Below are 25,100 nucleotides of genomic sequence, written 5' to 3' on the forward strand. Positions count from 1 at the left end.
TAGAGGGAGAGAGTGGCCGGGACGGGTTCGAGCCCGTCCGGTCCGAGAGAGAGCGCCGGCGGGCTTGCCCGTTTCCGCTCTCCCGAGGACTTCCCGATGAACGCTCTGCTTCCCCTTACCGATACGCTGCCGGCGACGCCGCTCGTCGCGTCCGACGATTCCGCCGCCGTCCACGCTGCCGCCGTCCTGATCCTGCCGCATCTCGAACGCGGCGCGCGTGTCGATGCCGTCGCCCTGCGCGGCGCCATGGAGGCGGCCTTCGGCGGCTCCGACGCGACCGGCCTCTGGGACTGGAAAACCGCCTATGAGGCGTGTGAGGTCGCAACCGTTCTCTTCCTGCGTAAATACGGAAAGGCGCTTTTCCGCAAAGCCGGTTCTCCGGTCGCAGCACTCCCGCTGCTCGGCAAGATCGTCGGACTTCTGCCGACGCACACCCGCCGTTCGCAGGAAAGCCAGGCCCTCCAGCAATTTTCGACACCGATCCCACTCGGTCTGGTCGCCGCGACCGCGGCCGCGATCACGCCCGCCGACCGCGTGCTGGAGCCCTCTGCTGGGACCGGGCTGCTGGCGATCCTCGCCGAGATCGCCGGCGGCTCGCTCGTGCTGAACGAGCTGGCCGACACGCGCGCCGCGCTGCTCTCCTCTCTCTTCCCGGCTATTCCCGTCACCCGCTTCGACGCGGCCCAGATCGACGATCATCTCGAGGCCGCTGCCGTGCCCTCCGTCGTGCTGATGAACCCGCCTTTCTCGGCGATGGTCCATGTCGAGGGCCGCGTGGCCGACGCCGCGTTCCGCCATGTCGCCTCGGCACTCGCGCGCCTGGCACCCGGCGGCCGTCTCGTCACGATCACCGGCGCGAATTTCGGCCCGGAAACCCCGGCCTGGACCACCGCTTTCGCCTGCCTACAGGAACGCGGCCGCGTCGTGTTCTCCGCCGGGATCGACGGCGCGGTCTATGCCAAGCATGGCACGACCTTCGCCACGCGGCTCACCGTCGTCGACAAGCTGCCCGCCGACGATCCCACGGTGTTTCCGGCCTCGCCGGGGATCGCGCCGGACGCCGCGACGCTCATGGAGTGGATCGGCGCGCATCTTCCCCCGCGCCTGCCAGTCGATCCGTCCGTCATCGTTCCGGCCGCTGCGCCCGCCGCCGCGCGCAGCATGCGCGGCTATCTCAACCGTGCCGCCAGGACCGCGCCCGCAGCACCTTTGGTCGAGCCTGAAGGCGTCGCACTTGACTATGAGATCATCGATGCCGAGGCAGCGGCCGATGGCGATGGCCGCATCTCCGACGCCATCTATGAAGAATACGGATTGCAGGCGATCCGTATTTCCGGTTCTCAGGCTCATCCGACCAAGCTCGTGCAGTCGGCGGCGATGGCGAGCGTCGCGCCGCCCAAGCCGAGCTACCGCCCGCAACTCCCCGCAAACATCCGCGAGCTTCTGTCCGACGCCCAGCTCGAAACGCTGGTCTATGCCGGCGAGGCCCATTCGGACTATCTCGCCGGAGCATGGACCGTGGACGAGACGTTCGATCTCGTTTCCGCCGCGCGTGACGATGCCGAGAAGGCCGTGCGCTTCCGGCGCGGCTTCTTCATCGGCGATGGCACGGGCGTCGGCAAAGGCCGCCAGTCCGCCGCGATCATCCTCGACAATTGGCTGCAAGGCCGGCGCAAGGCGGTCTGGATTTCCAAATCCGACAAGCTGCTGGAGGACGCGCAACGCGACTGGTCCGCGCTCGGCATGGAGCGCCTGCTGGTCACGCCTCTGTCACGCTTCCCGCAGGGGCGGCCGATCACGCTTCCCGAAGGCGTCCTATTTACAACCTACGCCACGCTGCGCTCCGACGACCGTGGCGAGAAGCTATCGCGCGTCAAGCAGATCGTTGAATGGTTGGGCTCCGATTTCGATGGAGCGATCATTTTCGACGAGGCGCACGCGATGCAGAATGCCGCCGGTGGCAAGGGTGAACGGGGCGATGTCGCTGCCTCCCAGCAGGGCCGCGCCGGGCTTCGCCTCCAGCACGCGCTTGCGAACGCCCGCATCACCTATGTCTCTGCGACCGGCGCCACCTCCGTCCACAATCTCGCCTATGCCCAGCGGCTCGGCCTCTGGGGCGGCGAGGATTTCCCGTTCTCGACCAGGGCCGAATTTGTCGAGGCGATCGAAGCCGGCGGCGTCGCGGCGATGGAGGTGCTGGCCCGTGACCTGCGCGCGCTCGGCCTCTACACCGCCCGCTCGCTCTCCTTCGACGGCGTGGAATACGAGCTGGTCGAGCACGCGCTGACGCCCGAGCAGACCCGCATCTACGACGCCTATGCCGGGGCCTTCGCCATTATCCATAACAATCTCGACGCGGCGATGGAGGTCGCCAACATCACCGGATCGTCGGGCACCCTGAACAAGCAGGCCAAGTCCGCCGCACGCTCGGCCTTCGAGTCCGCCAAGCAGCGCTTCTTCGGCCATCTGCTCACCAGCATGAAAACGCCGACCCTGATCCGGTCGATCACAACCGATCTCGAAAACGGCCATGCCGCCGTGACCCAGATCGTCTCGACCGGCGAGGCGCTGACCGAACGGCGCCTGGCGGACATCCCGACCGAGGAATGGAAAGATATTCGGGCGGACATCACGCCGCGCGAATATGTCCTGTCCTATCTCGAAACCAGCTTCCCCGTTCAGCTCTACGAGCCCTTCACCGACAGCGACGGCAAGGTCTCCTCCCGTCCGGTCATGCGCGACGGCCAGCCCGTCGAAAGCCGCGAGGCCGTCGCCCGTCGCACCGAACTGATCGAGACACTGGCGAGCTTGCCGGCCGTCCCCGGCGCGCTCGACCAGATCGTCCAGCACTTCGGCACCGACATGGTGGCCGAGGTGACGGGCCGCTCGCGCCGCATCGTCAGGAAGCGCAGTCCGGGCGGTATCGACCGCCTCGTGGTCGAGAACCGCGCGGCCTCGGCCAATCTCGCCGAGACTCAGGCGTTCATGGACGACACCAAACGCGTCCTGATCTTCTCCGACGCGGGCGGCACCGGGCGCAGCTATCATGCCGAACTCTCGGCGCGGAACACGCGCCTGCGCGTCCACTATCTGCTCGAACCAGGCTGGAAGGCCGATGCCGCCATCCAGGGCCTCGGCCGCACGCACCGCACCAACCAGGCGCAGCCGCCGCTATTCCGCCCGATCGCGACGGACGTGAAGGCCGAGAAGCGCTTCCTCTCGACCATCGCCCGTCGCCTCGACACGCTGGGCGCGATCACGCGCGGCCAGCGCCAGACGGGCGGGCAAGGTCTGTTCCGCCCCGAGGACAATCTGGAAAGCCCCTATGCGCGCGATGCGCTGCGCCAGCTCTACATGCTGCTGGTGCGCGGTAAGGTCGAGGGCTGCTCGCTCGACCGCTTCGAGTCCGCCACCGGCCTGAAGCTGATGGACTCGACCGGCATCAAGGACGAGCTGCCGCCGATCACGACTTTCCTGAATCGGCTGCTGGCGCTCACCATCGAGCTTCAGGGCGTCCTCTTCACGGCCTTCGAGCAATTGCTGACGGCGCGCATTGAGGGCGCCATCGCCAGCGGCACCTATGACGCCGGGCTGGAGACGCTGACCGCCGAGCGGTTCATCGTCACCGACCGCAAGACCATCTATGTCCATCCCGGCACCGGCGCCGAGACGCGGTTGCTCACCATCACGCAGCGCGAGCGCAATCGTCCGCTGACGCTCGCCGCCGCTCTTGGCTATCTCGATGACCGGCGCGCGAAGCTGCTCGTCAACGAGCGTTCCGGCCGCGTCGCCGTGCAGGTGCCGACGACGAGCATCATGCTCGACGATGGCGAGATCGAGCGGCGGGTGCGGCTGCTGCGGCCAATGGAGGGACATAACATTCCCCTCAAGGCCATGGCCGAAACGCACTGGATCGAAACCGATCAGGATGGTTTCGCCGCCGCCTGGAATGCCGAGATCGCGGAGGTGCCGGAGTTTGCCGACAGCACGATCCACGTCGTCACCGGCTTGCTGCTCCCCATCTGGAAGCGCCTGCCGAATGAATCGACACGGGTGTATCGCCTTCAGACCGATGACGGTGAGCGCATCATCGGCCGCAAGGTCTCTCCGGCCTGGGCCGCCAACGCGACCACGACCGGCACGACCGCGCTCGCGCCCGATGACGCCTTCATGGCGCTGATGGACGGCCGCACGATCCTCGATCTCACTGAGGGCCTTCAGCTTCGGCGCGCTCGCGTCATGGGTGCGAACCGTATCGAACTCTCGGGCTTCACCGACACCATGCGCGAGCGCCTGTCGGCCTATGGCCTGTTCCACGAGATCATCTCGTGGAAGCTCAGGATGTTCGTGCCGGTCGATGCCAACGGGCCGGTCGTGCTCGCAAAGCTGCTCGAACGCTGGCCGGTCGAGCGCATCGGCGAACGGGAGGCGGCGTAGATGGCCCGTCTCGACGCTGGCGAACTCGCGATCCGTCTCGGCCGGAAGGCCGAGGCGGTTTGCCGTCACTATCTGTCGTCCGGCCATCGCGCCGGGCGATACTGGCAGGTCGGCGACGTCCGCAACACGCCGGGCCGGTCCATGTTCGTCCGACTGACCGGGCCTGAAACCGGCAAGGGCGCAGCCGGCAAATGGACCGATTCCGCCACGGGCGAACATGGCGATCTTCTCGACGTCATCCGCGAAAGCTGCAGGCTGATCGACTTCAAGGACATTGCCGACGAGGCCCGGTCCTTCTTGGCCCTGCCGCATCCCGAACCCGAACCCGAACCCGGTGATCGCGACTGGCGACCGGCATCGGCGCCGACAGGTTCGCCCGAAGCGGCACGGCGGCTCCTGGCCATGGCGAAGCCCATCGGGCGGACGCTCGTGGAAGCGTATTTGCGGGGCCGCGCCATTACGGCTTTGCACGAAACCGGCGCGCTGCGCTTCCACCCCCGCTGCTATTATCGGGCCGACGAGAACGCCCCGACCGAGACCTGGCCGGCAATGGTCGCCGCCGTCACCGACCCCGCCGGCACTATTACGGGCGCGCACCGCACCTGGCTCGATCCCGACGGCTTCAGCGAGGCGCGTCTTGGCCGTGCGCCGATCGAGACGCCCCGGCGTGCGATGGGTGATCTCCTTGGGAACGCCGTCCGCTTCGGCGTGGGGTGCGAAGTGATGACGGCCGGCGAAGGCATCGAAACGGTGCTGTCCGTCCGCTCGGTTCTGCCCATGATGCCGGCACAGGCGGCGCTCTCGGCGGCCCATCTCAGCGCCATCCTGTTCCCGAAGACGCTGCGGCGGCTCTATATCGCCCGCGACAACGATCCGGCCGGCGACGGAGCGATGGCGACCCTGACGGAGCGTGCGAGCGCGGTCGGGATCGAGACGGTCGTGCTCACGCCACGGCTCGGCGACTTCAACGAAGATCTCAGGCTGCTCGGCCACGACGCATTGGCGGCACGGCTGCGGGATCAAATCGTCTCGCAGGACATAGCCCGCTTCAAGCTGCTGGCAGCCTGATCGCTCACGGTCAGGTGGTAGCGGCAACGCGGTATCGCGGGGCCGGTTCAGCCATGGCGGTCTACCTCCGGCGCGGGGAGGCCACGCCCACGGCCTTCTGAGAGGGCGATCGGGGCGTCAGCCGTGCCGGACAGGCAATGCCGGTTGCCGACGATTTTCCGCCGCGCCCCAAGGGGCGCTTTGCATCGCGAAGCAAAATCGCCGGCCCCCCTCATCCTCCTCTGCGTTCCGGCCTCCCGCTGCGCGTCCGGTGCAGGTCCGCCCCGCCCACCGCCTTTCGTCGCCACGAAGGCCGCGATGGGCGCGGCCACGAGCTGAAGGCAGACCACCAATGACCGAACACCACGACACCGACTACGAGCCGCACCACGCATCCTCCCCGACCGATCACGTCCTTCAGGAACTGGCGCTCTACGGCTACCGTCCCTTCGAGGACGAACCAGACCCGCGGCCGCTCCCCGAGGGCAATGTCGTGGCCGGCAGCATCGCCGACATCTTCGACGCGTTCGTGGTGGCGCTCTCGGACACACGCCTCGAACCCGACCTCGAAGAACTGCTCTGGGGCACGGTCAACCTCTTCCAGCGCGCGGGCGACCGGATTGAACGCGAGCTGGACGACAACGAAGTCGCGCAGCGCCGCCTCCAGAGGGAACAGGACGGCTCCGAGGTGAAGTCCGTCGAACTGGAGCGCCTGACGGCAGAGGGGCAGACCCTTCTCGAACGGCGCGACGCCTTCGAGCTGATGCGCGACCAGGCCGGCGATCACTTCGAGCGCCACACCCACTCAGTCTGGCGGCCACGCACGGGCTCCATGGTCAACCATCGCAACCTGACCGCCGCGATGATCGACAGCCGCGACTTCCTCGCCGCGAAGAAGCACGCCGAGAACGAGGTGCTCCTGCCGCCCGGCCCGAAAGTGGCCTTCACCGGTGGTCTCGACTACAACGACCATCGCCTGATCTGGGCCAAGCTCGATCAGGTTCACGCTAAGCACCCCGACATGGTGCTGCTGCACGGTGGAAGCCCGAAGGGCGCCGAACTCATCGCCGCGAAATGGGCCAGCAACCGCAAGGTCACGCAAATCCCCTTCAAGCCCGACTGGACCAAGCACGCCAAGGCAGCGCCGTTCAAGCGCAACGACGCGATGCTCGACACCATGCCGATCGGGGTCATCCACTTCCCCGGAACCGGGATTCAGGACAATCTCGCGGACAAGGCCCGCAAGCTCGGCATCCCGGTCATGAAGCACGGCGGCGGCGCGTGAGCGCCGCCATTCACCTCACCCTTGCGCAGCGTCGGGATTGTTGGTGATGTTGGGCGTCCGATCATCCGTCGTTCGCCCCGAAATGAAAGTGATCGTCGGAACGTCCACGTCATGTTGCCTGACGCGGATCGACGGACCGTCCGGCAAGCGGCGGGCGACATCGCTGCGGACGACGAGGCCGCTCGGCTCCATGAGGCGACGGAAGACCGCATCCCGATCATCCTTGCCTTCGATGCTGGCCACATCCTGACGATAGAACTCTCTCAGGGATTTCTGCACAAAATCCGGCGGCGGAACGCCTTCGTCATTCCAGCTACCAGGCGGGCACAGGATCGCTTCGATCCCAAAAAAGTGCTTCTGCAGATGACTCAGCCGCTTGTGATTCAGCCTTTTCTTAGGCGCTGAAGCCAGCTTCAGCTCCAGCTCTTCGGCGATGTCACAGGCAAAGGCCAGATTGATCCCCCGGACGGTCGGCGTCGTCCCTGCAAAAGCTGGATCGCGCGTTACGCTGTGGTGGTTGTAAAACATATAGAGCGGTATCCACGGATCGGGCGCGTCTCGCAGAGTCCGGAACTGGTAATCCAGAGCCTTCGGCGGCTTGTGCAGCAGCTCGTTATAGGCGCGGTTCTTGATCTTGACCTGCTTCGTTTTCGCGACATCGCTTTCCGCATTCAGACGCTTGGCCTGAATCCTGACGAACAGGTTGCGGCCACTCGCCGCGTGCCAGAAGCGCAGATCGATGTCGCCACCGGTTTCGACTTCGACCGGATATTGAATCACGAGATTGGAGCCGGCAAACGCGGCCAGAGCGCCCGTGAAAATATCGGTCATCGTCTCCTCTCGAAAGCGCCCGCGCTTGAGATGGCTTTCGCGATCGAGAAGCTGGCCGATCAAAAGCGGCAGCTTGGACGCGAGGTCACACATTGTCGTCGGCATAATTCCCCCTTTTTGAACACTGATAGAATTCCAGCGGGGGTGATGCCAGTTCGGGAGCGCCGTCCCATTGATCGTTACTTGCCTGTTCGCATTTTCCTGACGCGTCTCTACAGCAAATGCGATGCCCCAAGCTGGCTTGACGAACGCCGAAAAGCTGCGTCTTCTCTTTTGCGAAGAACCGGCGAAGCAGAACAGTCGCAGGCGGAGCGTATCTCCCGGCAGCCTGTCGTGATCCTCATGCCTTTATCTGGAGGTTTCCATGACGCTGATCCTTCTCGCCATCTCGCTCACCATCACCTTCTGCGTGATCGCTTGGCATCTCGCCATCTATGCGCTGCCAGTGATGACGTGCATTACCGCGTTCCAATATGTCTATGCGACCGGCTCGGGCTTCTGGCTTTCCGCCCTTGCTGCCATCGGTGCGGCCGTGGGCTCCATCGTGCTCGTCATCGGCGTCCTCGGCTTTGCCAAGAACCCGGCCTTGCGCCTGATCGCACTCGCCATCTTCGCCATTCCGGCCGTCATCGCGGGTTTTGCACTGGTTCATGGCGTGACCAAGCACATGATCGACTCGGCCATCGCCATCAACATCCTCGGCGGGATCGGTGGCATCGTCATCGGCATCGCCGCGGTGCTGAATCTCAATGCGGTCGGAACGGCTGCGCTTTCACGTTGATAGTGTCGTTTCGGTGATGCTGGCGGCATGGACCTGAAAGAAAGGATGCCGCCCTTCGGGCCGCGCTTTCGGCTGCGCCGGAACCACGCCTGCGGCGCGTTTCCGCCATTCGGCTTCAATCGCTGACACGGGGCGCTGACATGGGGCGGCGGCGATCCATCATTCCCATGTCCATCCCGGCAGCTTTCGCCATCAAGCCTCCGGCCATCCAATAAGTACAGAGCGTCATCGCCCTCGCTGGACATGCCGTTGCCGTGTCGGTCGCCCCGTCCGGCCCGGTGCGTCGGCATCGGGCCGGATCTGCGAGCACGGCGATTGATGCCGGGCTGATCCGTCCGTGGGACTGTGCGTAGAGCTGCGCCGCGAACATCTTCATGCCTTGCTGCAATGCCCTGGGTCGAGCCACGTTCCTTGGAACGATGATCCGGCCATCGGCGCGTTGACCCGGTAGGCGTCTCATTCTCGCGGAAGTCCTCGCTTGCCTGCGAAGCCAGAGCGCTGATCGGCAGGCGAACTGGGACGTGGCCGGTGAGCCTCCGGGGCGGTGCGTCTGGCTCTGTCATCATCTGGCGCCAGCAAGGATGCTGTTCTGGCTCCAGTCTCCATCGGGCTAACGGAAGCACCAATCCCTCCGACTGACTGATCCCTAAGTCCGTTCTGTTTCCTTCCGGCAACCCCCGCGGTTTCCGGCCGTGTTGCCGCGCTGGGCGCGGCTGCCCGCTCCACCCGGACCTTGGGGGTCAAGCCGCCGCCGGAAGCGGCGATGCAGGAGTCTCCAGACGGCCTTGGCCGGGTCTCGTCGGAGGGAATGGTTCCTCCGAGAAGCAACGGAGACCTACAATGCAGAACATCGTCATCCTCGCTGGCAACATCGGCCAGGACCCGGAAACCCGCACCACTCAGGGCGGCACCAGGATCACCCACTTCACCCTCGCGACCTCGCGCCCCCGCTACTCGGAAGGCAAGGTGGTCCGCGACGACAGAGGCTACCGGGTGCAGGACACCGAATGGCACCGGATCACCGCCTTCAACGGCCTCGGCAAGACGATCGAGGAGCATTGCGAAAAGGGCATGAAGGTTCTGGTTCGCGGTCGCATCCACTACACCAAATGGACCGACCAGCAGGGCAACGACCGCTACGGCTGCGAGATCATCGCCGAGACCGTTGATTTCCTGAGCCGGGCGAAGCAGACCGAGAACGGCGGCGACGACCAGCGCGACATGGATGACGACATCCCGTTCTGACCGGACGGCAGGAGACCCGGCGGCGAAAGCCGCCGGGATTTCTCATGTTCGCGCCGGATCGCCGCCACCATTGCATCCTGGCAGCGCATAGTGGGCGCCGCGCACCATCTCACGCGCTGGGATCGGAACGACCGAGGCACCCCAGCGCATATTCGGCGGCGGGCATCACGCAGATCACGGACGGCGGGGGACAATCGCGACCGTCAGGCAGCGGGCCAGGGCAGCACCGGCAATGGCAATGCAGGGACAACCGGCTCCGGCAGGCGGAAACCACCCCGCTCTTATGGCTTAACCTTGGTTCCGGTCCCGGCCTTCCAGGGTCAACCCTCATCGGGTCCGCTACGCAAAGCGTGCGGTCGCTTCGTCTTCGCCTGCGCGATGACCCCGGCCGAGCCCAAAACACTTCGGGCGCCCGTCGAGCGGGGAATGGTCCCCGCCAAAATCGGGAGCCGGACAATGACCCTCGCAACCGCCAACGCCTACGCCGCCAGTCTCGCCTCAACCCTGATGGTCGCCATCATCATCTTCCGCGCCGGCGACGGCACCATGAGCGTGATGCCCGCCACCGAATATGACGGCGACGACGACACCATCGTCTCCGAGATCGATCCCTTCGCATGAGACGGGGCGGATTATCCGCCCCTCCATCTATTTCAGACGCCGCCCGCCCGATGCGGTCGTCGGCGCGCGGCGGGGCTGGGGCCGCCTCTCAGGTTTCCTAATGCCACATGGCCCTGCGAATCACTGCACCGAAACACGTCATCGCGGGTTCCTCGCAACGTCTTCGGGCTGGCGAAAAGAAGCGATAACGACTAAAATAGCCGTAGTTCTGGAGTGCGCGTAGGTCCGAATGGGAGGTGATCATGCATGATCACCTCCCGACAATCACGGGCCGCACGCGCGTTGCTGGGTTGGACACAGGAGACGCTCGCTGACAAGGCCCGCATATCGCTGACCGCGCTCAAACGCCTCGAATCCGAAAGCGGACTCGATGTGTACGAGACAACGCGCGATCAGGTGCGCAGAGCTTTGGAAGCTGCCGGCATCGTCTTCCTGTCCACCGATAAAGGGCAAGGAGTGTTGCTGGTCGATGAACGCGGAAGTAAGCCCAATCCATCCAACGCCGCGCGCTGATCGGCGAGCAAATCCCGCCGACGCTTGCCATCGCTCCATTTTGGATCAAACTTGGTTAAGATGCAGCAGCTGCTCAGTAACCGAGCCTGCACCATGATCGAGACATTCGAAGATACCGCACCGGAGGGGCAGGAACTCACCGCCTACGACAAGGCGCACGTCAAGCTTTACGCGCGCTTGCTTGACGCAGATGCCGATGGCGCCGATTGGACAGAGGCGGTGCAGATTCTGTTCGGTCTCGATCCGGCACGCGACCCTGAACGCTGCCGACACATCCACGACAGCCACCTCGCTCGCGCCCGCTGGATGGCGCACACCGGCTATCGGCACCTTCTGCGCCAGTCCCACCACTGATCCGTCGATGTTCGCGCGATGCCCTTTCGGCATCACGCGATGTCCTCTCCCGGCCTTCCACCACCTACGATGAAATAGGAAAACTGGGCGTTCGACTTGTGCGCGTAATCTGCGAGGAGTTGACGCTATGAGGCCAGATACAAGCGACTGGCGGGACGACAGCCGTTACGACTATTTCGATGGCTTGCCGGTCGAAGGTCTCGCCTGGGAATGTCTTCGCCGATTCGTTCCTTATCAGCAACTTTACAGCAGTCTTGTGAGCGCCGCCGCCGAGGCCGCACCGCTTCCGAAAGATGCGGAACAACTCTGGGGGCTGCGATTTCGCCGCCAGGCGAGGTCTGTCCGCGCTTGACCAGGATGTCGTGTGGTCGCCCTCTTGCGATAGCGCCGTTCTTCTGCTGGCGCGCCGCCCGGAGTTTCTGCCTCCTGCCTCCGCGCCGTCGCTCGATCCGTTTGCCGTTGGACGCGATGCCCCCGAAGGCACCTATGCGTCCTACTCCGAGCATGACATCCGGGTTCTTTTCCTTTCCGGCGCCTTTCCTGACGATCAACTCGCGGCGCTGGTTCCGTTCGATGCCGACGTCTTCGACCGCATTGACGCCCTGATGCGAATGGCGCGCATCTGGCTCGGCCGCCCGCCGCCGCGCGACACGCGCATGACGGCCGAGCAACGGCGGCGCTTTCGGCTCAAGCTCCGCGCCGCCGACGGCCATATGAACGGCGCGACCTATCGCGAGATCGCCATCGCGATCTACGGCGCGGCGCGCATCGACACCGAGCCCTGGAAGACATCGCCGCTGCGCGATGCCGTCATCGCCTTCGTCGAAGGCGGCTTGGCGCTCATCAACGGCGGCTATCTGCAACTTCTTCGCCATCGTCGCCGCTCCTAGTCGCCGCGCCGCCATGGCATCCGGGGTGGAGATTTTAGCCACCTCAACTTCCCCATCCATCCCGCCGACGGTTCTCCGCCACCGTGGTCGCTGTCAGCCGCTGATCGCCAGCGGCCCCCAGAAACCCCAAGGAGGCCCGCCCCATGCGACCCGATACCGCCGCGCTCCCGCCACGCTACCTGCGGACCAAGGAAGCCGCTGAATTTCTCAGCCTGTCCGCCCGCACCCTCGAAAAACACCGGACCTACGGCACCGGCCCGGCCTACCGCAAGCTCGGCGGGCGCGTCGTCTATGCCGTCGACGATCTCGAAAACCTGGGCCGAACGCGGCGCCGTCACCTCGACCTCCGATCCGCGCGGCTCCGTGTTGCCGGCCAAGCGCCAGGTGCCGTCGACCGACCGTGCCCTCGGCCGCTTCGCACGCTGATCGTGGCCGGTCCCTTTCATGGTGGAGCGGCGTCGTGACCCTTCGGAGCGTGGGCAGCTCGATCTGTTTCGCGCGCTCCCCGGCGATTTCGCGCCACGAGATGCGCAGGATCTCATGGCCTATCCTTTCTTCTCCCTCTCCAAATCCCATCGTGTCGCCCCGATCGACTTTTCGGCCGGCGACATCACGATCCGCGTCGAGGCCGTTCCCGATCATGGCATGGCCACGATCTGGGACGCCGACATCCTGATCTGGGCCGCCAGCCAGATCGTCGAAGCCCGCGACAACGGGCTTCGCACGTCCAGGCTGATGGCTGCGACGCCCTATGAAATCCTCACCTATGTCGGACGCGGCACCAGCTTGCGCGACTACCAGCGCCTCAAGGCGGCGCTGGACCGGCTACAGTCGACCACCATCTCGACATCGATCCGCCAGCCGGCCGAAGGCCGCCGCCACCGTTTTTCGTGGATCAACGAATGGCAGGAGCGCACCGACCGCGATGGGCGGCCGGACGGCATCGAGCTGATCGTCCCCGACTGGTTCTACAAGGCCGTCCTCGACGACGCGCTCATCCTCACCATCGACCCGGCCTATTTCCATCTCACCGGCGGCCTCGACCGCTGGCTCTACCGCATCGTGCGCAAGCATGGCGGCCGCCAGCGCGACGGCTGGCGGTTCGACCTGCGCCACCTTCACATAAAATCCGGCAGCCTGTCGCCGTTCAAACGCTTCGCGTTCGAGCTGCGCGACATCGTGCGGCGCCAGCCGCTGCCCGGCTACCTCCTGTCGCTGGAGATGCAGATCGGCGGGCGCACGCTGCTCGCTTTCGAGCCGCTCCCGGCCTGTGGAAAACCTGTGGACGGGCTCGTGCTATCGGGAACCCGGACTAGCGTGCCATCGGGAACCCGAGGCTCGTGCTATCAGGAACCCAAACCGACCCTAACGTCTCGAAATCGCAGGCCGATTCGCGCCCTTAACTTAGAGTCTAACCAAGAATCTAACTTTGAAGAGCGCGCGCGCGATGTGGAGAACCTCATCCGCGGCACCGCCAGAAGCCTCAGCGTTGCGGCGAAAGAGAGCGTCCCGACCACACAGGCCGGCCCCCGAAGGGCTATCCCCTCCCCCCAGGTTGGCGATGCCGAAGCGCCCCGGCTCCCCCTCGATCCACCGGGGGAACGCTGATGATCGTCGCGCTCCTCAACCAGAAAGGCGGGGTCGGGAAGACGACGCTCGCGCTCCATCTCGCCAGTGAATTCGCCGGGCGTGGCAGGCGTGTCACGCTGATCGATGCGGACTCTCAAGGGTCGGCGCTCGACTGGTCCCAGCAGCGCAACCGTGAGGGCCTGCCGCGCGCGTTCGGCCAGCGCATCGTCTTCGCCGACGCCGCGCAGTCCGGGCGCCTCGCCTCAGAGATCGACAGCCGTTCGCCCGCCGCGCGCGAGATCGCCGCGCTCGCGTCCGAGATCGGGCGGCTGCACATCGGCGACGGAGGCGCGTCATGACGGCTCCCGTCGAAAAGCGCGGCTTCGCCAAACGCCCCGCCGATCCCGAGCAATGGATCAGGACGGCGGAGAGCCCGCCGCGCGCATCCGAGGCGACCGCCTATACGGCGCGGCTCACCATCGACGTGACGCCCGAGCTGCGCGGCCGGATCAAGATCGCGGCCTTCGGGCGCGGCGTCACCGTCGCCGACATGCTGCGAGAGCTGCTCGCGCGCGAATTTCCCCCGACCCCAGGAGACCCCACATGACCGGCATCGCGGCCCCCCGCGTGCGCGGCGGCCCGATGCCGTCCGCGCTCACTCATGATCGCATGACCCGCGTCGAACTGACGTGGATCGAGAAGAAGATCGAATACTGGATCAGGTTCGGCCAGCCGTCGAACGAACAGATCATCGACCGCCGCCAGCGCATTCTCTCTTTCCGGCCGAACACCGTCTTCGCCTTCGTCCGATGGGCGTCAAACGACTTCGGCACGATCATCTCACGCATCGACATCGTGCGCGCAGTCGAACCGGGCGAGGCTTACCAGACGCTGCCCTTCGTGCGGCCGGGCGGCGAGATCCTGCTGAAGATCGAGGGCTGGCCGAAGGTCGAGGACGTGCTGCGCCACGTCGATGCGATCGAGGCGATCGGCATCGATGCGGACGCCGTTTCGCCGGAACACTGGCGGCACGTCCACAACCGGATGGCCGCCGCTCAACGCCCGCGCGCCTATACGCTCGACCAGCATCGCGCCTTCCTCCTGCGCAGGAAGGTCCAGCCATGACGCGCGCCGGCCTCATCCTCGTCATGGCGATCGGCACGATGGGCATCGGCTATCCGGCGCTCACGCCGATGCCGATCAAGCTCATGTGGAACGCCTCGGCCAGCGCGCCGATCGGCCTCTACACGATCGACTTCGACAGGCCGTTCGACGTCACCGATCTTGTCGCGGTCGACGCGCCCGAACCGCTCGCCGCCTTCATGGCCGAGCGCGGCTATCTGCCCAAGGGCGTGCCGCTCTTGAAGCGCGTTCTCGGCGTTTCCGGGCAGACCGTTTGCCGCGCGAACCTCACCATCACCGTCGATGGCGTGGAGATGGGCAAGGCGCTTCAGCGTGACCGCATCGGGCGCAATCTGCCGGCCTGGCAGGGCTGTCGCCGCATCCAGACCGGCGAAGTCTTCCTCATGAACTGGCAGGTCCGCGACAGCCTCGACGGCCGCTATTTCGGCCAGACCTCCACCGACCGGATCATCGGCCACGCGGTCCCGCTGTGGACCGACGAAGATGGCCACGGCCGCTTCGAGTGGCGCGCGCCGACGCGCTGACCGCGTCCCCATCGGCGGGAGCGGTGCCCGCCGATGGCTTTTTCAACGCCACCGCAAAGGACGTACACATGCCTCAAATTGGTGAATTCGCGCGCGAAGAGACCGGCTTCATCGGCAACCTTCAGACGCTGTTGCTCGCCCAGGACATCATGATCGTTCCGGCCGAGCCGTCCGACGCGGAAAACGTGCCCGACTATCGCGTTCACGTCTTCGACACCATGAACAACGAAACGGGCGCGGAGATCGGCGCGGGCTGGAAGCGCACCGGCGAGAAGGCCGGCGAATATGTCGCGCTGCTGATCGACGATCCGACGTTTCCGCAGCCGATCCGCGCCAACCTTTTCCGTGACGATGATGCCGGCAAGGACTGGTCGCTGCACTGGTCGCGTCCGCGCGATCGCGGCGAGAAGGACTGACCGATGCCCACTCGCCGTCCATCGACGAGCCATCGGAGTGCGCATGGGCGGCATCACGCCGCCCGGCGCATGGCTCTCCTTCTCCTTTCCGGCCTGTCCATCGCGAACGTCATGCCGGCGATCACGATGGCGCAGGAGATGCCGATCGCGCGACCTTCGCCGCGCGATCCCTACGCCGCCCACATCACCGAGGCGGCGCAGCGGTTCGCGATCCCCGAACGCTGGATTCGCGCGGTGCTGCGCGCCGAGAGCGCGGGCGACGTGCGCGCCATCTCGTCGGCGGGCGCGTTGGGACTGATGCAAGTCATGCCCGACACATGGGCCGCCTTGCGCGTCCGCTACCGTCTCGGCCGCGCCCCCTATGATCCGCACGACAACATCATGGCGGGCGCGGCCTATCTGCGCGAAATGTGGGACCGCTATGGCGATGTCGGCGCGATGCTCGCGGCCTACAACGCCGGCCCCGGCCGCTATGACGACCATCGCTCCACCGGCCGCGCCTTGCCCGCCGAAACGCGGGCCTATGTCGCCGCGCTCGTGCCGGTTCTCGGCGGCGCGGCCGCAGCCGAAACGTCCGTCCGGCGAGCCGATCCGCCGCCCGACTGGCGCGAGGCGGCGATCTTCGTCGTGCGTTCCGCCGACGCTGGCTCCGCAATATCACGGTCGGACAACGCGCGTTCGGACGACAGCCGATCCCCCGTCACGGCGCGGCCATCCGATCCCGCCGCGACATCGGATTCGCCCCTTGTCATCGCCCGCTCCATCCCAGGAGATCGCCGATGAGCGTGCAGGCGGTCCTTCGCGCGCAATCGTGTTCCGGCGTGTCATGGAGAGCGCAAGGGGCAGAGGCAGGCACAACAACCGGACGATGGCGAGATAAAAAGGTGCACGGTGCGCTTCGGTCGGTCGGTTGTTTTTGCTTGGGTTTTCGGCGCGTTCCGCACTGTGCCGCGCTTTCGCGCACCGTGCTCGCCGCGCCCATCTTCCTGATTTTCCTGTCCCTTTGGCACCGTGCGGGGCTCCGCCATGGCCGATGACAGCGAAATTCGCGTCCGGCCTGGGCGCATCCGCTCGACCCGCGCACAGCAGGCCCGGCCTTTCATTTCGCAGGCGCTCGCCGCCGCGCAGAAGGCCGGGGGCCGCGTCTCGCGTTCCGGCAAGATCACGACGGGTAACCGCTCGCGCTTCGGGCGCGGCCAGCGCGCCAGCATCCAGGCCAATCGCCTGCTCACCGGCCGCTCGCGCATCGTCGTCATCAAGACCCGCGTGGTCCGCCATAGCGCACGCGCCGCGCCGCTGGCTGCGCATCTCTCATATCTGCGCCGCGACGGCGTGACCCGAGACGGGGAGAAGGCGCGGCTGTTCGGTCCCGAAGGCGACAATGTGGATGCCCGCGACTTCGCGGCGCGCTGCGAGGACGACCGGCACCATTTCCGCTTCATCGTCTCGCCCGAGGACGCCGTGGATATGGCCAACCTCAAGAACCACGCCCGCGAGCTGATGGGCCAGATGGAAAAGGATCTCGGCACGAAGCTCGATTGGGTCGGCGTCGATCACTGGAACACCGACAATCCCCACATCCATATCATCCTGCGCGGCCGCACCGATGACGGCCAGGACCTCGTGATCTCCCGCGATTACATCAAGGAGGGAATGCGCGCCCGCGCGCAGGATCTCGTCACGCAGGAGCTTTGCCAGCGCACTGATCTGGAGATCAACCGCAATCTGGAGCGGCAGGTCGAGGCCGAACGCTGGACACAGCTCGACAGGCAGCTTGTCCGCGACGCCGGCAAATCAGGCATCATCGACCTCGCGCCGCAGCCCGGCCAGCAGCCGGACGAGTTTCATGCGCTCAAGGTCGGCAGGCTGCGCACCCTCGAAATCCGAGGGCTCGCCGGACAGGTCGGACACCAGCAATGGTTCATCAAGGCCGAGGCCGAATCCACGCTTCGCGAACTCGGCGAGCGTGGCGACATCATCAAGCGGATGCACCGCGCGCTCACCGAACGCGGCATCGAGCGCGGCTCGGCGAGCTATGTCCTCGCCGGCGAAAGCCTCGACGTTCCCGTCATCGGCCGCCTGGTCGAACGCGGCCTTGACGACGAGCTGAAGGGAACGGCCTATGCCGTGGTCGACGGCGTGGACGGCCGCACCCATCACATCAGGCTGCCGCATCTCGACGCAACCGGCGACAGCCCGCCGGGATCGATCGTCGAGCTGCGCGCCTACGAGGACGCGAAAGGCGATCGCCGTGTCGCGCTCGCCGTCCGCTCCGATCTCGACCTCCAGCATCAGGTGAGCGCAACCGGCGCGACCTGGCTAGACCGGCAATCCATCGCACGCGAGCCTGTCGCCATGTCGGACGGCGGTTTCGGCGCCGAGGTGCGGGATGCGATGCGGCAACGCGCGGAGCATCTGGTCGGTGAAGGTCTCGCCGAGCAACAGGGCCGCCGCGTCATCTTCAACCGCAACCTGATCGAGACGCTCCGCCGCCGCGAAGTCGATGCCGTGGCGGGCCAGCTCGCGAAGGAGACCGGCCAGCCGTTCAAGCCGGCCGAAAGCGGCGAATACGTTGCCGGCACCTATCGTCAGCGCCTGACGCTCGCCTCCGGCCGCTTCGCCATGATCGACGACGGCCTCGGCTTCCAGCTCGTGCCCTGGTCGCCATCCCTCGACAAGCAGCTCGGCCGCCACGTCTCCGGCGTCGCCCGCGACGGCGGCGGCGTCGATTGGGATTTCGGGCGCAAGCGCAGGCTCGGCCTCTAACCTCAACAGACAAGGAACATCGCAATGTCCGCGACCAAAATCCTATGGGGACAGATTCTGATCGTCTTCCTCATCGTCCTCTCCACCACCTGGGGCGCGACCGAATATGTCGCATGGCGTCTCGGATTTCAGGCGCAGCTCGGGCCGCCCTGGTTCGTCCTGTTCGGCTGGCCGTTCTACCATCCGCCCGCCTTCTTCTGGTGGTGGTTCTCATACGACGCCTATGCGCCGGAGATTTTCACCCAGGGCGCGTTCATCGCCGCGTCCGGTGGCTTCATCGCCATCGCCGTCGCCATCGGCATGTCGGTCTGGCGGGCGCGCGAAGCCAAGGACGTCGCGACCTATGGCTCGGCGCGCTGGGCCGAGAAGGAAGAAGTGAAGGCCGCGGGGCTGCTCGATCCCGATGGCGTCGTGCTCGGCCGCTACGACCGCGACTATCTGCGCCATGATGGGCCGGAGCATGTGCTGTGCTTCGCGCCGACGCGATCGGGCAAAGGCGTCGGCCTTGTCGTGCCGTCGCTCCTGACCTGGCCGGGCTCGGCGATCGTCCACGACATCAAGGGCGAGAACTGGACGCTGACGGCCGGCTTCCGTTCACACCACGGCCGCGTGCTCCTCTTCGATCCGACCAATCCGAAATCCTCGGCCTACAATCCCTTGCTCGAGGTGCGGCGCGGCGAGTGGGAAGTGCGCGACGTGCAGAACATCGCCGATATTCTCGTCGACCCCGAAGGCTCGTTGGACAAGCGCAATCACTGGGAAAAAACCAGCCACTCCCTTCTGGTCGGCGCGATCCTGCACATCCTCTATGCCGGCGACGACAAGACGCTCGCCGGTGTCGCCGCCTTCCTCTCCGATCCGAAACGCCCGATCGAGTCGACGCTCGATGCGATGATGAAGACCAGCCATCTCGGTGAAGCCGGGCCGCACCCCGTCATCGCCAGCGCCGCGCGCGAGCTGCTCAACAAATCCGACAATGAACGCTCCGGCGTGCTCTCGACCGCCATGTCGTTCCTGGGCCTCTACCGCGATCCCGTCGTCGCCGAGGTGACGCGGCGTTGCGACTGGCGGATCGCCGACATGGTGGGCGGCAAGCATCCGACGACGCTCTACCTCGTCGTGCCGCCGTCCGACATCAATCGCACCAAGCCGCTCATCCGCCTCATCCTCAACCAGATCGGCCGGCGCCTGACCGAAGACCTGCAGGCGAAAGGCGACCGTCATCGCCTGTTGCTGATGCTCGACGAGTTTCCGGCGCTCGGTCGGCTCGATTTCTTCGAGAGCGCGCTGGCCTTCATGGCGGGCTACGGCCTCAAAGCCTTCCTGATCGCGCAGTCGCTCAACCAGATCGAAAAGGCATATGGCCCGAACAACTCGATCCTCGACAACTGCCATGTGCGCGTGAGCTTCGCGACCAACGACGAGCGCACCGCCAAGCGCGTGTCCGATGCCCTCGGCACCGCGACCGAGATGAAGGCGATGAAGAACTATGCCGGGCATCGGCTCTCGCCCTGGCTCGGTCATCTGATGGTCTCGCGCTCCGAGACCGCCCGCCAGTTGCTGACGCCGGGCGAGATCATGCAGCTCCCGCCGAGCGACGAGATCGTCATGGTCGCCGGCACCCCGCCGATCCGGGCGAAGAAGGCGCGCTATTACGAGGACGCCCGTTTCCGCGAACGCCTGTTGTCGCCGCCCGACCTAAAACGTCCCGACCAGCCGCGCCCCGACGACTGGAGCAGCCTGCCGGTCCCGGCGCGGCCCAAGGCTGGCGATGCCCAGCCGCCGATCCCATCCGACGGTGAGGACACTACCGATTCCGAACGCCGGCTGCAACCCGAACTCAGCCGCGCGAAGCCGACGGAAAAGAAGGAACTCATCGCCAACGAGTTCGAGATCGAGCTTCCCGATGAGAGCGACGAGGACGCCGCGCGTAATCGGCGCCTGATTCAGCGGGTTCAGGGCGTCGCGCGCCAGGCGTCGCTCGATCCCAATGACGGCATCGAGCTGTGAGCGCCATGACCAGCCATCGGAAGAAATCAAAGTTCACGGTCTATCTCGACCCCGACGTGACGCAGGCGCTGACGGATTTCGCCGCGCGCCGGGATCAATCGCAGTCCATGATCGCCGAGGCGGCAATCGCATCGTTCCTGTCGCCTGATGATGCCGAGCGGCGCGAGGCCGTCGTCGCCAAGCGCCTCGACCAGATCGACCGCCGCATGACCCGCCTGGAGCGCGACGTCGGCATCGCCGTCGAAACGCTGGCGGTGTTCATTCGCTTCTGGATCACGACCACGCCGGCCTTGCCGGAGCCTGCCGCGCAGGCGGCGCGCGCCAAGTCGGCCGAGCGATATGAGGCGTTCATCACCGCGCTCGGCCGGCGTCTCGTCAAGGGTCCGAAGCTGCGACAGGAGATCCCCGAGGACGTCTCCGACACCGAGTCGTGACGATCTCGCGCGTCATCTGGTGAGCCCTGTGAGGACATCAAGATCAGGGCTCCACCGCCGTTCTCCTGTATTTGCACGCCACGCTACTACTACGACCGATACTTGTTGAACCCGCCCGATTTCGGGCTCTTTTAATCGACCCCATTCCGGGGACTGTCTGTTGCGCCTCGTGAGGAAACGGGGCCGATATGACCACTTCACACCAGAAACCGGAGGCGATCCAGCGCGGCGCGCGCATGTTGCGCACCGCGCTCGGTCCGGCCATCGCGCGTTATCTCGACGACGCCAGCATCGTCGAAGTCATGCTCAATCCCGATGGCCGCATCTGGATCGATCGCCTGTCCGAAGGGCTGGCCGATACGGGTGAGCGACTGTCGGCCGCCGACGGCGAGCGCATCGTACGCCTGGTCGCCCATCATGTCGGCGCGGAGGTTCACGCGCGGTCCCCCGCGCGTCTCGGCCGAGCTGCCCGAGACGGGAGAGCGGTTCGAGGGGCTACTTCCGCCCGTTGTCGCGGCTCCCGCTTTCGCCATCCGCAAGCCCGCCGTCGCCGTCTTCACGCTCGACGATTACGTCGCCGCCGGGATCATGTCGGCGGACCAGGCCGCGACGCTGCGCGAAGCCGTCGCTTCGCGCGCCAACATTCTCGTCGCCGGCGGCACCTCGACCGGCAAGACCACGCTGACCAACGCGCTGCTGGCCGAAGTCGCCGAGAGCGCCGATCGCGTCGTCATCATCGAAGACACGCGCGAGCTGCAATGTGCCGCGCCCAACCTTGTCTCCATGCGGACCAAGGAAGGCGTCGCCACGCTCTCCGATCTTGTGCGGTCCTCGCTGCGCCTGCGCCCCGACCGCATCCCGATCGGCGAGGTGCGCGGCTCCGAGGCGCTCGACCTCCTCAAAGCCTGGGGCACCGGCCACCCCGGCGGCATCGGGACGATCCACGCCGGCACCGGCATCGGCGCGCTGCGCCGGCTCGAACAGCTCATTCAAGAGGCCGTCGTCACCGTCCCGCGCGCCCTGATCGCCGAGACGATCGACCTCGTGGCCGTCCTTTCCGGCCGCGGCTCCGCGCGCCGGCTCGCCGAACTCGCCCGTGTCGAAGGGCTCGGCCCGGACGGGGACTACCGCATCAGCCCCGCAACCCTTGACCACATTGGAGATCCTTCATGATCCGCATCCCCATGCGCGTCCGTCGCACCGTCGCGACCGTCGCCGCCGTCGCCTATGTCAATCTCGTCCTCGTTCCCGCCGCCCACGCCTCCGGCTCATCCATGCCGTGGGAAGCGCCGCTCCAGAAAATCCTCCAGTCGATCGAAGGCCCCGTGGCCAAGATCGTCGCGGTCATCATCATCATCGCGACGGGCCTGGCGCTCGCTTTCGGCGACACGTCGGGCGGCTTCCGCAAGCTGATCCAGATCGTCTTCGGCCTGTCGATCGCGTTCGCGGCCAGCTCGTTCTTCCTGTCGTTCTTCTCGTTCGGCGGCGGGGCGCTCGTCTGATGGCGGTCGCCTTCGAGCAACTGGATGTGCCGGGATTCACCGTCCCGGTTCACCGCGCGCTGACCGAGCACATCCTGCTCGGCGGTGCGCCGCGCTCCATCGCGATCCTCAACGGGACGCTGGCCGGGGCCGTGGGCCTCGGCCTGCGCCTCTGGCTGGTCGGCATCGCGATCTGGGCCATCGGCCATGTCGCGGCGGTCTGGGCCGCCAAGCGCGATCCCCAATTCGTCGAGGTCGGCCGGCGCCATCTGCGCGTCCCGGCTTTTCTCGCGGTCTGAGGGAGGCAACGCCCATGATGAACCTCTCCGAATATCGTCGCACCGCAGCCCGCCTTGCCGATTTCCTGCCCTGGGCCGCCCTGGTCGGCCCCGGCGTCATCGTGAACAAGGACGGCTCGTTCCAGCGCACGGCGCGCTTCCGTGGCCCCGATCTCGATAGCGCCGTCGCGGCCGAGCTGGTCGCGGTCTCCGGCCGCATCAACAACGCCTTCCGCCGTCTCGGTTCCGGCTGGAGCATCTTTGTCGAGGCGCAGCGCAGCGAAGCCGCGACCTATCCCGACAGCACGTTCCCCGATCCGGCCTCCGGCCTGGTGGACGAGGAGCGCAAGGCCGACTTCGAGGAAGCCGGCATCCATTTCGTGTCGGACTATTTCCTGACCATTCTCTACCTGCCGCCGGCCGAGGATGCCGCCCGGGCCGAGACATGGCTTTACGAGGGCCGCGAGCAATCCGGCGTCGACCCCCAGGAGGTGATGCGCGGGTTCATCGACCGCACCGATCGCGTCCTCGCGCTGCTCGACGGCTTCATGCCCGAATGCGGCTGGCTCGATGACACGGAGACGCTGACCTATCTCCATTCGACGGTTTCGACCAAGCGTCACCGCGTCCGCGTGCCGGAAACGCCGGTCTATCTCGATGCGCTGCTGGCCGATCAGCCGCTGACCGGCGGGCTCGAACCGCGCCTTGGCGACCAGCATCTGCGTGTCCTCACCGTCATCGGTTTTCCGACGGCGACGACGCCCGGCCTGCTCGACGATCTCAACCGGCTGGCTTTTCCGTATCGCTGGTCGACCCGCGCGATCCTGCTCGACAAGACCGACGCGACCAAGCTGCTGACCAAGATCCGGCGGCAATGGTTCGCCAAGCGCAAATCGATCGCCGCCATCCTCAAGGAAGTCCTGACCAACGAAGCCTCGGCGCTGGTGGACACGGATGCGTCCAACAAGGCAGCCGACGCCGACCTGGCCTTGCAGGAACTGGGCGCCGATGTCGCGGGCATGGCCTATGTCACCGCGACCATCGTGGTGTGGGACGCCGATCCGCGCGTTGCCGACGAGAAGCTGCGTCTGGTCGAGAAGGTGATCCAGGGTCGCGACTTCACGGCCATGGTCGAAGGCGTCAACGCGGTGGACGCATGGCTCGGCAGTCTGCCCGGCCATGCCTATGCCAACGTCCGCCAGCCTCCCATCAGCACCTTGAATCTCGCCCACATGATCCCGCTTTCGGCGGTGTGGGCGGGGCCGGAACGGGACGAGCATTTCGGTGCGCCCCCCTTGCTCTATGGCAAGACCGAAGGCTCGACCCCGTTCCGGTTATCCCTTCATGTCGGCGATGTCGGCCACACCCTCGTCGTCGGCCCGACCGGCGCGGGCAAGTCCGTGCTGCTCGCGCTCATGGCGCTCCAGTTCCGCCGTTACGAAAACAGCCAGGTCTTCGCGTTCGACTTCGGCGGCAGCATCCGTGCCGCCGCGCTCGCCATGGGCGGCGACTGGCATGACCTCGGCGGCGGGCTGACCGAAGGGGACGAGTTCTCCGTCTCCCTCCAGCCGCTCGCCCGCATTCACGACACCTATGAGCGTGCCTGGGCGGCCGACTGGATCGTCGCGATCCTGATCCGCGAAGCGATCCAGATCACGCCGGACGTGAAGGAGCATATCTGGACGGCGCTGACCTCGCTGGCCTCGGCGCCGGTCGAGGAACGCACCATCACCGGCTTCGCGGTGCTGCTCCAGTCAAACGACATCAAGCAGGCGCTTCGGCCCTATTGCGTCGGCGGGGCCTATGGCCGGCTGCTCGACGCCGAAGCCGAATATCTGGGCTCCGCCGCCGTGCAGGCGTTCGAGATCGAGGGGCTGGTCGGCACGGGTGCCGCGCGCGCCGTGCTGTCCTATCTCTTCCACCGCATCGGCGACCGGCTCGACGGGCGGCCGACGCTGCTCATCATCGACGAGGGCTGGCTGGCGCTGGACGATGAAGGCTTTGCCGGCCAGCTCCGCGAATGGCTGAAGACGCTGCGCAAGAAGAACGCCTCCGTCATCTTCGCCACGCAGTCGCTGTCGGACATCGACAATTCCAGCATCGCGCCGGCCATCATCGAAAGCTGCCCGACGCGGTTGCTGCTCCCGAACGAGCGCGCGATCGAGCCGCAGATCACCGCGATCTATCGCCGCTTCGGCCTCAACGACCGGCAGATCGAGATCCTCGCGCGGGCGACGCCCAAGCGGGACTATTACTGCCAGTCCCGGCGCGGCAACCGCCTGTTCGAGCTGGGCCTCAGCGAACTCGGCCTCGCGCTCTGCGCCGCATCCTCCAAATCCGACCAGACCCTGATCGCGAACCTCGTCGCCGAACGCGGCCGCGACGGCTTCCTCGCCGCGTGGCTGCGCGCCCGCGACGTGGGCTGGGCAATCGACCTCATCCCGACTTTTCCCACCGCAGCAAAGGAGTCCTGAC

Annotated in this window: 23 protein-coding genes and 3 pseudogenes; 25 read left to right on the forward strand and 1 reads right to left on the reverse strand. The window is 66.2% G+C overall.

The features are described 5' to 3' along the window. The first annotated feature begins 96 nt into the window (after positions 1–96). The 3 genes from ACFJIU_RS23795 to ACFJIU_RS23805 all read left to right on the forward strand — a co-directional run bounded on the left by ACFJIU_RS23795 (position 97) and on the right by ACFJIU_RS23805 (position 6,769). A complete protein-coding gene (locus tag ACFJIU_RS23795) occupies positions 97–4,437 on the forward strand; it encodes a strawberry notch-like NTP hydrolase domain-containing protein (RefSeq protein ID WP_379064172.1) in 4,341 nt (1,446 codons plus the stop codon). Next, entirely contained in the window at positions 4,438–5,505 is a 1,068-nt protein-coding gene (locus tag ACFJIU_RS23800; protein WP_379064174.1) for a toprim domain-containing protein, read from the forward strand. It abuts the gene before it with no gap. A 331-nt stretch (positions 5,506–5,836) separates the two neighbouring features. Next, positions 5,837–6,769 (forward strand): DUF2493 domain-containing protein, encoded by a 933-nt coding sequence (locus ACFJIU_RS23805; protein ID WP_379064176.1) that lies wholly within the window; start codon positions 5,837–5,839, stop codon positions 6,767–6,769. A gap of 15 nt (positions 6,770–6,784) precedes the next feature. Here ACFJIU_RS23805 and ACFJIU_RS23810 read toward each other — a convergent pair whose 3' ends face one another. Continuing rightward, positions 6,785–7,705, reverse strand: coding sequence for a DUF6615 family protein (locus ACFJIU_RS23810; RefSeq protein WP_291398893.1), 921 nt, complete (start codon positions 7,703–7,705; stop codon positions 6,785–6,787). Positions 7,706–7,964: 259 nt separating this feature from the next. On the opposite strand from ACFJIU_RS23810, the gene ACFJIU_RS23815 reads away from it, so the two are divergent. From ACFJIU_RS23815 to trbE, 22 genes and pseudogenes are all read left to right on the forward strand, one after another. After that, positions 7,965–8,381, forward strand: coding sequence for a hypothetical protein (locus ACFJIU_RS23815; protein ID WP_379064178.1), 417 nt, complete (start codon positions 7,965–7,967; stop codon positions 8,379–8,381). Between the two features lie 840 nt (positions 8,382–9,221). Further along, entirely contained in the window at positions 9,222–9,626 is a 405-nt protein-coding gene (locus ACFJIU_RS23820; RefSeq protein WP_379064180.1) for a single-stranded DNA-binding protein, read from the forward strand. Positions 9,627–10,082: 456 nt separating this feature from the next. Continuing rightward, positions 10,083–10,247 carry a hypothetical protein gene (locus ACFJIU_RS23825; protein WP_169516635.1) on the forward strand — a complete coding sequence of 55 codons (165 nt, stop codon included), beginning with the start codon at positions 10,083–10,085 and terminating at the stop codon, positions 10,245–10,247. A gap of 246 nt (positions 10,248–10,493) precedes the next feature. Next, positions 10,494–10,760: a multiprotein-bridging factor 1 family protein gene (locus tag ACFJIU_RS23830; RefSeq protein WP_379064182.1), complete on the forward strand. Its 267-nt coding sequence runs from the start codon at positions 10,494–10,496 to the stop codon at positions 10,758–10,760. Between the two features lie 93 nt (positions 10,761–10,853). After that, the gene (locus ACFJIU_RS23835) at positions 10,854–11,114 is read left to right on the forward strand and encodes a DUF2285 domain-containing protein (protein ID WP_379064184.1); all 261 of its coding nucleotides are present in this window, start codon (positions 10,854–10,856) and stop codon (positions 11,112–11,114) included. Positions 11,115–11,241: 127 nt separating this feature from the next. Further along, positions 11,242–11,466: a transcriptional regulator domain-containing protein gene (locus tag ACFJIU_RS23840; RefSeq protein WP_379064186.1), complete on the forward strand. Its 225-nt coding sequence runs from the start codon at positions 11,242–11,244 to the stop codon at positions 11,464–11,466. 10 nt (positions 11,467–11,476) lie between these two features. Continuing rightward, entirely contained in the window at positions 11,477–12,004 is a 528-nt protein-coding gene (locus ACFJIU_RS23845; RefSeq protein ID WP_379064188.1) for a DUF2285 domain-containing protein, read from the forward strand. 143 nt (positions 12,005–12,147) lie between these two features. After that, a pseudogene (locus ACFJIU_RS23850) lies at positions 12,148–12,430 on the forward strand (helix-turn-helix transcriptional regulator). 18 nt (positions 12,431–12,448) lie between these two features. Beyond that, entirely contained in the window at positions 12,449–13,612 is a 1,164-nt protein-coding gene (locus ACFJIU_RS23855; protein ID WP_379064190.1) for a replication initiator protein A, read from the forward strand. Beyond that, positions 13,612–13,788: pseudogene (locus tag ACFJIU_RS23860) on the forward strand (AAA family ATPase); the annotation flags it as partial. The gene ACFJIU_RS23855 and the pseudogene ACFJIU_RS23860, both read left to right, overlap by 1 nt. Before the next feature lie 140 nt (positions 13,789–13,928). Beyond that, positions 13,929–14,180 (forward strand): hypothetical protein, encoded by a 252-nt coding sequence (locus tag ACFJIU_RS23865; RefSeq protein ID WP_379064192.1) that lies wholly within the window; start codon positions 13,929–13,931, stop codon positions 14,178–14,180. Next, complete coding sequence (locus ACFJIU_RS23870; RefSeq protein ID WP_379064194.1) at positions 14,177–14,698, forward strand: DUF2840 domain-containing protein; 522 nt, start codon at positions 14,177–14,179, stop codon at positions 14,696–14,698. Before ACFJIU_RS23865 ends, ACFJIU_RS23870 begins: the two co-directional genes overlap by 4 nt. Further along, positions 14,695–15,240, forward strand: a complete 546-nt coding sequence (locus ACFJIU_RS23875) for a S26 family signal peptidase (RefSeq protein WP_379064196.1) — start codon at positions 14,695–14,697, stop codon at positions 15,238–15,240. Before ACFJIU_RS23870 ends, ACFJIU_RS23875 begins: the two co-directional genes overlap by 4 nt. A gap of 68 nt (positions 15,241–15,308) precedes the next feature. Next, on the forward strand, positions 15,309–15,656 hold the full coding sequence (locus tag ACFJIU_RS23880; protein ID WP_379064198.1) for a DUF736 domain-containing protein: 348 nt from the start codon (positions 15,309–15,311) through the stop codon (positions 15,654–15,656). Between the two features lie 69 nt (positions 15,657–15,725). Then, complete coding sequence (locus ACFJIU_RS23885; protein WP_379064200.1) at positions 15,726–16,439, forward strand: lytic transglycosylase domain-containing protein; 714 nt, start codon at positions 15,726–15,728, stop codon at positions 16,437–16,439. Between the two features lie 243 nt (positions 16,440–16,682). Then, positions 16,683–18,422 (forward strand): relaxase/mobilization nuclease domain-containing protein, encoded by a 1,740-nt coding sequence (locus ACFJIU_RS23890; protein ID WP_379064202.1) that lies wholly within the window; start codon positions 16,683–16,685, stop codon positions 18,420–18,422. 24 nt (positions 18,423–18,446) lie between these two features. Then, complete coding sequence (locus ACFJIU_RS23895) at positions 18,447–20,432, forward strand: conjugal transfer protein TraG (RefSeq protein ID WP_379064204.1); 1,986 nt, start codon at positions 18,447–18,449, stop codon at positions 20,430–20,432. Positions 20,433–20,437: 5 nt separating this feature from the next. Further along, on the forward strand, positions 20,438–20,866 hold the full coding sequence (locus ACFJIU_RS23900; protein ID WP_379064206.1) for a CopG family transcriptional regulator: 429 nt from the start codon (positions 20,438–20,440) through the stop codon (positions 20,864–20,866). A gap of 188 nt (positions 20,867–21,054) precedes the next feature. Next, a pseudogene (gene trbB / locus ACFJIU_RS23905) lies at positions 21,055–22,039 on the forward strand (P-type conjugative transfer ATPase TrbB). Next, positions 22,036–22,368 (forward strand): TrbC/VirB2 family protein, encoded by a 333-nt coding sequence (locus tag ACFJIU_RS23910; protein ID WP_374629406.1) that lies wholly within the window; start codon positions 22,036–22,038, stop codon positions 22,366–22,368. Before trbB ends, ACFJIU_RS23910 begins: the two are co-directional and overlap by 4 nt. After that, entirely contained in the window at positions 22,368–22,646 is a 279-nt protein-coding gene (locus ACFJIU_RS23915) for a VirB3 family type IV secretion system protein (protein WP_374629407.1), read from the forward strand. The genes ACFJIU_RS23910 and ACFJIU_RS23915 overlap by 1 nt, the downstream gene beginning before the upstream one ends. A gap of 14 nt (positions 22,647–22,660) precedes the next feature. Beyond that, positions 22,661–25,099 carry a conjugal transfer protein TrbE gene (trbE, locus tag ACFJIU_RS23920; protein WP_379064208.1) on the forward strand — a complete coding sequence of 813 codons (2,439 nt, stop codon included), beginning with the start codon at positions 22,661–22,663 and terminating at the stop codon, positions 25,097–25,099. Position 25,100 lies beyond the last annotated feature (1 nt).

The sequence above is a fragment of the Mesorhizobium sp. UC74_2 genome (assembly GCF_042701485.1).
Lineage (GTDB): Bacteria > Pseudomonadota > Alphaproteobacteria > Rhizobiales > Rhizobiaceae > Mesorhizobium.